At 70.4% G+C, this 10,338-nt stretch carries 8 protein-coding genes; 5 read left to right on the top strand and 3 right to left on the bottom strand.

The genetic code is table 11. The annotated features are described in order from the left end of the window. Positions 1-32 precede the first annotated feature (32 nt). Entirely contained in the window at positions 33-1,826 is a 1,794-nt protein-coding gene (locus tag ACWGDX_RS11700; protein WP_453624566.1) for a carbamoyltransferase family protein, read from the bottom strand. A gap of 290 nt (positions 1,827-2,116) precedes the next feature. Here ACWGDX_RS11700 and ACWGDX_RS11695 point away from each other — a divergent pair, with 290 nt between their 5' ends. From ACWGDX_RS11695 to ACWGDX_RS11685, 3 genes are read left to right on the top strand one after another with little or no spacing between them, the layout of a single operon-like run. Beyond that, positions 2,117-2,740 carry a cyclodeaminase/cyclohydrolase family protein gene (locus tag ACWGDX_RS11695; RefSeq protein ID WP_453624564.1) on the top strand — a complete coding sequence of 208 codons (624 nt, stop codon included), beginning with the start codon at positions 2,117-2,119 and terminating at the stop codon, positions 2,738-2,740. After that, the gene (locus tag ACWGDX_RS11690; protein WP_453624562.1) at positions 2,737-3,570 is read left to right on the top strand and encodes a bifunctional 5,10-methylenetetrahydrofolate dehydrogenase/5,10-methenyltetrahydrofolate cyclohydrolase; all 834 of its coding nucleotides are present in this window, start codon (positions 2,737-2,739) and stop codon (positions 3,568-3,570) included. The genes ACWGDX_RS11695 and ACWGDX_RS11690 overlap by 4 nt, the downstream gene beginning before the upstream one ends. Before the next feature lie 58 nt (positions 3,571-3,628). Then, complete coding sequence (locus ACWGDX_RS11685; protein WP_453624561.1) at positions 3,629-4,606, top strand: NAD-dependent epimerase/dehydratase family protein; 978 nt, start codon at positions 3,629-3,631, stop codon at positions 4,604-4,606. Here the strand turns inward: ACWGDX_RS11685 and ACWGDX_RS11680 are convergent. Further along, on the bottom strand, positions 4,592-5,815 hold the full coding sequence (locus ACWGDX_RS11680) for an MFS transporter (protein WP_453624559.1): 1,224 nt from the start codon (positions 5,813-5,815) through the stop codon (positions 4,592-4,594). The two genes, ACWGDX_RS11685 and ACWGDX_RS11680, sit on opposite strands and share 15 nt — an antisense overlap. 467 nt (positions 5,816-6,282) lie before the next feature. Here ACWGDX_RS11680 and ACWGDX_RS11675 point away from each other — a divergent pair, with 467 nt between their 5' ends. Both ACWGDX_RS11675 and ACWGDX_RS11670 read left to right on the top strand, forming a co-directional pair. Then, positions 6,283-8,214, top strand: a complete 1,932-nt coding sequence (locus ACWGDX_RS11675; protein WP_453624557.1) for a prolyl oligopeptidase family serine peptidase — start codon at positions 6,283-6,285, stop codon at positions 8,212-8,214. Further along, complete coding sequence (locus ACWGDX_RS11670) at positions 8,201-9,103, top strand: phytanoyl-CoA dioxygenase family protein (protein WP_453624555.1); 903 nt, start codon at positions 8,201-8,203, stop codon at positions 9,101-9,103. Before ACWGDX_RS11675 ends, ACWGDX_RS11670 begins: the two co-directional genes overlap by 14 nt. 291 nt (positions 9,104-9,394) lie before the next feature. Here ACWGDX_RS11670 and ACWGDX_RS11665 read toward each other — a convergent pair whose 3' ends face one another. Beyond that, positions 9,395-10,330, bottom strand: coding sequence for an alpha/beta fold hydrolase (locus ACWGDX_RS11665; RefSeq protein ID WP_453624553.1), 936 nt, complete (start codon positions 10,328-10,330; stop codon positions 9,395-9,397). Between the last annotated feature and the right edge of the window lie 8 nt (positions 10,331-10,338).

Raw genomic sequence — 10,338 nt, 5'->3', positions numbered from 1 at the left:
CGGCGGACCCGGGATGGTTTCGGGCGGCGGGCTCAGCTTGCCGCGCGGTGCTCCGTGGCGGCCCGGGTGATGACGAGGCGGCCGAGCACGAGCGCGTCCAGGCCGGCGGCGAGAAAAGTCCGCACCGCCTCGTCGGGTGTTCGCACGATGGGCTGGCCGGCGACGTTGAAGGAGGTGTTCAGCACGACCGGCAGGCCGGTGAGCCCGCCGAACTCCTCGATCAGCGACCAGAACAGCGGCGAGGTGCGGCGCGAGACGCTCTGGACCCGGGCCGAGCCGTCGACATGGGTGATGGCGGGCAGTTGCTCCGCGTACTCCGGGCGTACGTAGCCGACGAACAGCATCTCGGCGAAACGGTGGACGTCTTCCGGCTCGATCTCGAAGAGCGTGGCGGTGGCTTCGTCGGTGACGGCCGGAGCGAAGGGCCGAAACGACTCGCGCTTCTTGACCAGTGCGTTGATCCGCTCCCGCATGCCGACCACCCGCGGATCGGCGAGGATGCTGCGGTGCCCGAGCGCTCTCGGGCCGAACTCCATCGCGCCTTGGAACCAGCCGACGATCCGGCCGTCGGCGATGAGCCGCGCGGTCAGACCGGCCAGTTCGGCGTCGTCGGCAGCGCGGCGAATGTCGAGGCCGGGCTCGGCGGCTACCGCCTGCTCGTAGGCCTGCGGCCCGTAGGCGGGCCCGAAGGCGGTACCCGTGACGGGTTCGGGGCGTTCACCGGACTCCACGGCGGCGACATAGGCGGCGCCCAGGGCCGCACCGTCATCGCCGGAGGCGGGCTGGACGTAGATGTCCTCGAACAGACCGCTGCGCAACAGCACTCCGTTGGCGGCGCAGTTCAGCGCCACTCCCCCGGCCAGGCAGAGCCGGGCGAGACCGGTCTCCCGGCGGTAGTGGGACAGCTGGTGGAGCTGAGCGCGTTGCAGGACGGCCTGGAGGGCCGCGGCGATGTCCTTGTGGCGCTGCTCGATCGGCTCATCCGGGTCTCTGCGGGGCCCGAACTCCCGCTCGATGCGGGCCAGTGCCGCGCCGTAGGTCTCCTTGTCGAGGTCGCTGACGTTCTCGAGCAGCAGCGGCACGAAGTAGCGGCCGCCGGAGTCCAGGTGCACCCAGTCCCGCAGGATGGTCTCGACGTAACGGGTGGCGTCACCGTGGGGCGCCAACCCCATCACCTTGTACTCGCCGTCTCCGAAGGCGAACCCGAGGTAGAGGGTGAACAACCCGTAGAGCAGGCCGAGCGAGCTGTGGGCGGGCACTTCGGCCAAGGGCTCCAGCCCGGAGGTGCCCGCGGCGAACACGGTCGCCGACTGCCGCTCGCCGAGCCCGTCCGACACCAGCACGAGCGCGTCGCGGTAACCGCTGGGGTAGTAGGCGCTGGCGGCGTGTGCCACATGGTGCGCCACGGGACGGAATCTGCCCGTCAGGTCGATGCCCAGGTGCTGTTCCGCGACGGCCCTGTTCACTTCGGGGTCGAGGGCTGTTTCGTACAGGCCGCGGTAATAGTCGCTCTGGCCGACGTAGAAGTCCCGTTCTGGCCCGAAGGAGAAACTGTGTGCCACCAGGTCTATCTGTGATGCCTTGAGTCCCGCGGTTTCGAGCGCGAACTGCGCGGCACCGGCAGGAAAGGCCGAGGAGTGTTTCACCCCGTCGAACCGTTCTTCTGCGGCGGCTGCGGCCATCCGGCCGCCGACCAAGAGTGCGGCTGCCGCATCGGCGCCCTGCACGATGGCGTACTCACGCGGCTCAAGGCCGGGCCAACTGCGTTCCTTGAATCCCCTGGCCAGCGAAAGTCCGCTGAAACCTAAGACAGCCGTACTGCCCATACCTGTGGTGCTCCATTCCTCTCGGGTGCCGAAACGTCCGAATGGCGCGCAGGAAAAGAGTTGGGCGTTGCTGATGTTGATCCGAATCATATACACGGAACATTGCCGGATTGTTGCGGCAACGTGTACGAGCCAACGTATACATATGTCACCAAGTGCCCCATGTGGTGGACATATTAGCGAGGCGGCGGGTCCACCGGCAGGTCTGCGAAACCGTCGCCACGGCACCTTCGTGAGCTGTGTACGCTTTACTTCGCCCTACTCTGTACCGACCCTTCGAGGGAGTCTGCATGCAGAACCACACCGTTGGCGGATGGCTCGACGAACTTGCCTCCGAGTCGTCCACGCCCGGCGGAGGTGCGGCGGCGGCGATGAACGCCGCGGTCGGTGCTGCGCTGATCTCCATGGTGTGCAATCTGACCGTCGGACGGCCCAAGTACGCGGAGTACGAGAAGGAGCTGACCGCGGCGCTGGCCGAGGCGGAGGAACTGCGCGGCAGCGCTCTCCGGTTGGCCGGCGAGGACGCGGCCGCCTTCGGATCCGTCATCGCCGCTTACAAACTCGCCAAGACCACCGACGCCGAGAAGCAGGCACGCACCGCGGCCATCCAGCAGGCCCTGGTCGGCGCCGCCGACGTGCCGCTGCGCACCGCGGAACTGGCCGCCGAGGTGATCGCTCTCGCCCGGAGGATCCTGCCCGGTTCCAATGTGAACGTCGTGTCGGACGTCGCCGTGGCCGCCTCCTCTGCTCGGGCGGCCCTGGACGCCGCGGCGGTGAACGTGGAGGTCAACCTCGCCGCCCTCACGGACGAGGGACACCGCGCGGCCGTGCGGGACCGTCTCTCCTCCGCCCTGACCGCCGCGGCCGAGGCCGACGCCGTCGTTGCCGATGTCCGGAAGAGGATCGCCAAGTGAAGCTCATCGACGGGCGTGCCGTGGCCGCCGACATCATGTCCGAGGTCTCGGCCGCCGCGGCCGAGTTGCGCGCCGTCGGCACCGATCCGACGCTGGCCATCGTGGTGCCCACCCGGGACGAGGCGACCGCCTGGTACGTGCGCTCGATCGAACGGGCCGCGGCCAAGGCCGGGGTGACCAGCCGCGTCGAACATCTCGCCGAGCCGGACGCGGAGGATGTCGCGGAGCTGCTGAGGAAGCTTTCCGCCGACACCACCGTGCACGGCATCATCTGCCAGACCCCGCTGCCCGATGGGGTGCTCCTCGAGGAGGTGGCGGCCAACATCGACCCTCGCAAGGACGTGGACGGCGCGAGTCCCACCAGCCTCGGGCGGCTTGCCGCGGGCCTTCCGACCTTCGCGCCCGCCACTGCGGCGGCCGTCCTGGAGCTGCTGCGCCGGGAGGAGGTCGTGCTCAAGGGCGCCCGGACAGTGGTGGTCGGCCGGTCGACCGTGGTGGGCAAGCCCGCCGCACTGTTGCTGCTCAACGAGCACGCCACCGTCACGGTCTGCCACTCCCGCACGGCAGAGCTGGCCGCGGTGTGCGCCGAGGCCGATGTCCTGGTGGTCGCGGTCGGGAGGCCCCACTTCGTCGGTGCCGAGCACATCAAGCCAGGCGCGGTGGTGATCGATGTGGGCACCAACCCCACCGATGACGGCGGCCTGGCCGGCGATGTGGACCCGGTCGGCGCCCAAGGCCGCGCCGGTTCCCTCACCCCGGTGCCCGGCGGAGTCGGCCCGGTCACCACGGCGCTCCTGCTGCGCCATACGGTGACGGCCGCCCGGGGCTGACCGGCGGGGCCGGCGAACCGCGTCCCCGGGAACACGACGAGGAAGGGAACTTCGGCGCGTGCGGCGGTTGTTGGTACTGGGAGGCTCGGCCTTCGTGGGCAGGGCGGTGGTGGAGGCCGCCCTGTCCCGGGGCTGGGCGGTCACAACGTTCAACTGGGACCGCCCCACCAGGACAGGCGCGCTGGAGCACATCACCGGCGATCGTACGAGCCCCGGGGACCTCGCCGCCCTGCGCGGCCGGAGCTGGGACCAGGTGGTGGACACCTGGCAGGGGCCGTCAGCAGCCGTCAGGGCCAGTGCCCGGCTGCTCGCCGGCTCGGTGGAGAACTACTGCTACATCTCCAGCCTGACGGTCTACCGGCACCCCGCACCGGCGCCGCTCACCGAGTCCCGGCCGTTACTGGCCGGCAGGTCGGACGACCGGGCGGGTTACCCGGAACGCAAGGCCGGGGCCGAGCGTGAGGTGGTGGCGGTCTTCGGCGACCGGGCGCTGCTGGCACGGCCGGGGCTCGTGGTGGGTCCGTGGGAGTACGTCGGCCGGCTTCCCTGGTGGCTGCTGCGGATGCGTGACCACACCGATGTCCTGGCTCCCGGACCCACCGGACGGCAGGTGCAGTACGTGGACGCCCGCGACCTCGCCGCGTGGGTGCTGGACGCGGGCCGGGCCCGGCTCGGCGGCGGGTACAACGTCGTCTGTCCCCCCGGTCACGCTACGACGGGCCGGCTGCTGGAGGCGTGCCGTGCGGTGACCGGCGGGTCCGCCCGACTGAACTGGATCGCCGATGACCGGCTCCTCGACAGCGGTGTCCAGCCGTGGAGCGAGCTCCCGCTCTGGATTCCGCGACGCCCGGACGAGGCGGATGTCTACGACGTGGACGTCACCCGCATACTCGCCGCAGGCGGCCGGTTCCGTCCGTTGGAGGAGACAGTGGCGGACACCTGGGCGTGGCTGACGCGGTCGCCAGAGCACCGGGCGGTGCTTCAGCCCCGGCCCTGGCTGACCCGGGAGCGCGAGGAGCTGCTACTTCGAGCGTAGGGGGTCCGGCTGATCCGGTGACCCGAGCGGGGCTGCGACCGGTAGGGTTTCCGGCGCCCGTAACCACAGCGGGACACTCAGCAGAGCCCAGAGCCCTGTCACCGCGAAGGCAAGGGCGAAGGAGAACCTGCTCGCCAGCGCGCCGGCCACCAGCGGCCCGACCACACTGCCGAGGTCCGCCGCCATCTGGAAGCCTGCCAGCACAGGGCCGCCACGGCCGCGAGGTCCCAGCACGTCCGCGACCGCCGCGTTGAGCGGCGGAGTGAGCATGCCGCTGCCGAGACCGGCCACGAAGGACACCGCGGCGAACAGCGGGAAATGCTCCGTCAGTCCCATGACACCCGTGGAGACGCCGGACAGCAACAGACCGACCACCACGGGCGGCTTACGGCCCTTGCGATCGGACCACACCCCCGCGCTGAACAGCACCACCGCGTTGCCCGCGGCAAAGGCGGCCAGCGAGGTGCCCGCCCAGCCGGCGCCCCGGCCGAGCCCGTCGACCACGAACAGGGGTATCAGCGAGATGCGGACCCCCGTGACCATCCAGCCGTTGGCGAAGTTCGAGACGAGGGCCGCCCGGTAGGCCGGATGGCGGAGCGCCCCGGCGAAGCCGGCGGTCGGTTTACGGTCGCCGCCGACGGCGGACGCGACCGGGCCGGGGCGGGGTACCAGAGCCAGCATCAGCAGGGCCGCGAGCAGCAGCATGGCGCCGTAGACCAGGAAAGGCGTCCGCAGGTCGACAGCGATCAGTCCGGCTCCGAGCAGCGGTCCGCTGATCCCGCCCATGACGAAGAACGTGCTGTACACGCCCGAGGCCCGGCCTCGCAGCCGCGGCGGTGCCGTCCGGGCGAGCAGTACGCCGCCCGCCACCGTGAACAGGGCCGATCCGAGCCCCGACACCGCGCGGAAGAGCACCAGTTGCCAGTAGTCGGCCGCGAAGGCGCAGGCGCCGGTGGAGACGGTGATGACCAGGAGCCCGAACACGTAGCTGTCGCGTTCGCCGAGCCGGTTCACCACCTGCCCCGCTGGGGCTGAACTCACAAGTCGCATGACGGCGAAAACACTGACCACCGCGGTCGCCGCGACATAGCTGATACCGAATCCGCGTGCGTACAACGGGATTGCCGGCGCGATAAATCCGTACCCGATCGACACCAGAAATCCGGCCGCCGCCAGCACGCGCACTTCCCGCGGAAGTTTCTCTGCCACGCTCCCCCTCATCCTGTGCGCCAAATGCAGGCGTGGGCAGGACGAATGAGCCGCTGCTACGCTCGGGAATCCGTCCGACTCACGCCTGCCGGATGCCGCAATTCACGCATGCGGAGTGAAAGCTCTGAATCGGCGGTCACATCAACAACCGCGACAGTAGGATGAATTCAGTCGCGCAAGGTCGAGATACCTTCGCTCGGCCAGCAGGTCGCGGATCATGACGGAATGCTATGCCGCTGTCCCATCGTCGTCAACAGACCCAAAGCCGAGACCAGGAGTGGGAGTTGAATCCCGAGGTGACCTTTCCCGCCCAGTACGCGCGAACCGGGCAGTTCACTCTGGGAGTGCCCCGCGGCTTCCGGATCTCGCCTGACGGTGGCCGAATTGCTTTCCTCCGCACGCGGACCGGATCGGACACTTCCACCTGCCTGTGGGTACGCGAGACGGATATCCGGGGGGAGCGACTGGTGGCCGATCCGGGTGAACTGCTGCGCGGCGGGCGGGACCGGCCGCCCCAGGCCGAGCACACGCATCGCGAGCGGACCAGGGAGTCCGCCGCCGGGATCACCTCGTTCGCGGTCGACAGCGCGGTGCGGACGGCCGTGTTCGCGCTGTCGGGGAGGCTCTTCCACGCGGATCTCGGGTCCGGCCGGATCCGGGAGATCCGGGCGGCCCCCGGCGCCGTCGGCCCCCGCCTCGATCCGACCGGTTCCCGGATCGCCTACGTGGCCGACGGTGCCGTGCGCGTGACGTCGGCGCACGGACCCGATGTCGCCCTGACCGAGCCCGAAGGACCCGACATCACATGGGGGTTGGCCGAATTCGTCGCGGCCGAGGAGATGGGCCGCACCCGTGGCTTCTGGTGGGCTCCCGACGGGGCGAGCCTGCTGGTCACCCGGGTCGACACGAGCGAGGTGACGAAGTGGTACCTGTCCGACCCGGCCGCGCCCCACCGCCCGCCCGCACGCGTCGCCTATCCCGCGGCCGGTACCGCCAACGCGAAGGTCACACTGTGGCGCGTCGCTCTGGACGGCACCCGCCACCGGATCCGCTGGGACGAGGCCGCCCTGCCCTATCTGAGCGCGGTCCACTGGTCTCCGCACGGCCCCGCCCTGGTCCAAGTCCAGTCACGCGACCAGCGCACCCTACAAGTCCTCTCGGTGGCGGAGGACGGCACGACCACGGTGCGGGCAGCGGACACCGACCCCGACTGGGTAACGGTCGTCCCGGGCGCCCCGGCCTGGACCAGGGACGGCAGGCTGGTCCGCGTCGCGGTGCGCCGAGGAGCGTACCGACTGCTGGTCGACGACAAGCCGGTGACCCCGGACGGCCTCCAGGTCCGCGCCCTGCTCGACGTCTCCGACGACGTGCTGTTCAGCGCGAGCGCCGACGATCCGACACAGATCCACGTCCATGTCTGCGGACCGGAGGGCGGGACCCGCCAACTGACCCGTACCCCGGGGGTACACCACGCCACCCGGTCCGGCCGCGTGCTGGTCACCGTCTCGCAGTCGCCGCACCGCCCCGGCTCGATCGTCGAGGTACACACCGGGGGCAGGCACACCGGCATCCTGACGAACACCGCGGAGACACCCGTTCTCCTGCCCCGCCCGCGCCTGCTCACCGTCGGCGCCAGAGAACTCAGGTGCGCGCTGCTGCTGCCCACCGGCCATCGCCCGGAAGCCGGGAGTCTGCCGGTCCTCCTCGACCCCTACGGCGGGCCGGCGGCACAGCGCGTGCTGGCGGCACACGACAAGTATCTGTTCTCCCAGTGGTTCGCCGAGCAGGGCTTCGCCGTTCTCATCGCCGATGGCCGCGGCACCCCCGGCCGGGGGCCGGTCTGGGACAGGTCGATCCGCTTCGACGAGGCCCGGATGAACGTGGAGGACCAAGTGGACGCCCTGCACGCGACCGCCGCACGGTTTCCCGGCCTCCTGGATCTGGACCGGGTGGCGATCCGTGGCTGGTCACACGGCGGATACCTCGCGCTCCTCGCCGTGCTGCGCCGCCCAGATGTCTTCCACGCCGCGGTGGCCGGCGCTCCGGTGACGGACCGCCGTCTGTACAACACCTTCTACACCGAACGGTATCTCGGACACCCGGACGGTCGGGCGGACGTGTACGCCGCCAACTCCCCGCTCACCGAGGCCGCCTCCCTGCGCCGCCCGCTGATGCTGATCCACGGCCTGGCCGACGACAACGTGGTGGCGGCACACACCCTTCGTCTTTCCCACGCCCTGCTCGTCGCCGGGCGCCCGCACACCGTGCTACCGCTCTCGGCCGCAACCCACCGGACACCGCACGCCATGATCGAGGGCGTGATGCGGTCGCAGAGTCACTTCCTCCAGCAGGCACTCGCCCATCGTTCGAAGGAGAGTTCCGCCCATGGTCACCAGTGACAACACCCCCGGCGCCGAGGCCCTCGCCTTCTACCGCCGGCACGGCTGGTACGCAACCGACACCGTCCTCCCCGAAGAGCTCCTCGACCGCGCAAACGAGGTACTGCGTGACCTCGACGGGGACCACCGCGACACCAGTATCCCTCAGCGCCTACAGGAGTTCCTCGCCTGGCCGCCCGGAGAGCCCCGACCGACACGACTCAACCAGTACATAGCCCTGCAGTACCGGGCCATGGCTGACCTGGCGTCCTTTCCCGCCCTCGCGCGGATCGCCGCGCTGCTCTCCGGCAGCCGCCGGCTCCGGATCTTCAACACGGCGCTCATCAGGAAGCGTCCGGGCGCGGCGGAGCAGTACGCGCAGGTGGGCTGGCACTGCGACCGGGCCTACTGGGCGACCTGCTCCTCGGACCGAATGACCACGGCATGGGTGCCGTTGCAGGACACCACGGTGTCGATGGGGACGCTGACGGTGCTGAGCGGCAGTCACAGCTGGCCTGACACCGACGAGATCCGGGCGCTGCGTGCGGCGAAGACCTTCATCACCGAGGACCATGACACGCTCTGGAACCGGCTCGAATCCCTCAGCTCCCAGGACGTGACGGTGGATGTCCAGAGGATCGAGCTCAAGCGCGGTCAGGTGAGTTTCCACCATCCCCTCACCATGCACGGCAGCGGTGCCAACCTTGCCACGACCGCGCGCAATGCGATCAGCATCCATTATCAGGACGGGGCCAACCACTACCGAGCCGCGAACGACGACGACGGAACCCCGGCGGCCTACGTGCACGACCGGTTCGTCAGGCCCCTCCCCAACGGTGAGCCCGACTACGCCGACCCCGAGATCTGCCCGCTCGTTTGGCCGCCTGTCGCCAAGGGAACTCACGGATAGGGGACTTGACGCTACGTCAGCCATGGCCCGTCCGAGTCGCGGCGGTCCGCCGCGCCACCACGTCCCGCTTCCCGACCCGGGCAGCCGCGCAGCCGGAATCGAGTACACGGCCGGGCCGTTGGGCGCTCGGGCGCGTGGCCGGGCCCACGACAACGGCAACTCTGGAACGGACCGCAGCCCTGGAACAGTTGCTGAGCCTGTCCCAGGGCGGCCGAGTATGTCTTGCGGCGGGAGCCGGTGTTGGCTCTGGCCGGTGGATCGGAGTGTCTCGCCCGCAGCCGCTGCCACGCCTCAGCGCGATGTCGGCAGGCCGAGGTCGGTGGCGTTCATGAAGTCGAGCATCTTCCGGTTGGTCAGCCCCGGGTGGTCGAACTGCGGGCCGTGGCCGGTTCGGGAGATGATCTCGGCCTGTGCGCCGGGGATCAGCCTGGGCACGCGTTCGACCTGCCGGTCGGGGTGCAGCAGGAGGCTGCGCCTGCCGAGCACCAGGTACAACGGCGTGCGGACTGACCCCAGTTCGGCGTCGGTGAGGGGTCGCGGCACGGGCCGGCGGATGCGGTAGGCGCGGACGCCCGTGCGGATCATGGTGCGCAGTTCCGGGACGACGAGCACGGGTTGTTCCAGCCAGGACGCGAGCCGTGGCCGCAGCGCCTTGGGGGCGGAGGTGGCGAGCAGACTGGCGAAGATCCACACGAAGAAGCGCAGTCCCACCTTCTCCAGGCCCCCGGGGTCGAGCAGTGTGACCGAGGCGAGGCGTTCCGGCGCGCGGTGCGCCTGGTTCAGGGCGAGCCAGCCGCCGTACGACGAGCCGAGGAGGTGCACACGGTCGAGCCCGAGGCCGGCGAGTGTCTCGTCCAGCCACTGCGCGGCCCGCTCGGGCTCGTGGATGGGCGCGCGCTGCACGCTGCGGCCCGGGTCGCCCGGGGTGTCGATGGCGTAGACGGGCCGTTCGGCGCTGAGGCCGGCAGTGTTCGGGTACCACATGGCGGAGCAGGAGGTGGCTCCGTGGACGAGGACGAGGGGGGTGCGCTCGCGGGCGGCGGGGTCCTCGGGGTCGTAGCGGTAAACGTGCGTGGTTCCGAAGGAGGTCTCCACGTCCCCCTCCCAGGACGCGGGCGCGCCCAGCGCGTAGACCGCATCACAGGCCGCGAAGTAGCGCGCACGCCAGGCGTCGCTGACGAACCGGCCGACATCGGGCTGGGAACGGGCTGTTGTGGGCTCGGGCACGGCCACCT

Source organism: Streptomyces sp. NPDC055025, assembly GCF_053608565.1.
Note: the sequence above shows the minus strand (reverse complement) of the source record. Positions and strands in the feature narration are given on the sequence as shown.

Coding starts and splice junctions, on each gene's coding strand:
- ACWGDX_RS11700 (WP_453624566.1), bottom strand. CDS start 1,826: ATGGGCAGTACGGCTGTCTTAGGTTTCAGCGGACTTTCGCTGGCCAGG.
- ACWGDX_RS11695 (WP_453624564.1), top strand. CDS start 2,117: ATGCAGAACCACACCGTTGGCGGATGGCTCGACGAACTTGCCTCCGAG.
- ACWGDX_RS11670 (WP_453624555.1), top strand. CDS start 8,201: ATGGTCACCAGTGACAACACCCCCGGCGCCGAGGCCCTCGCCTTCTAC.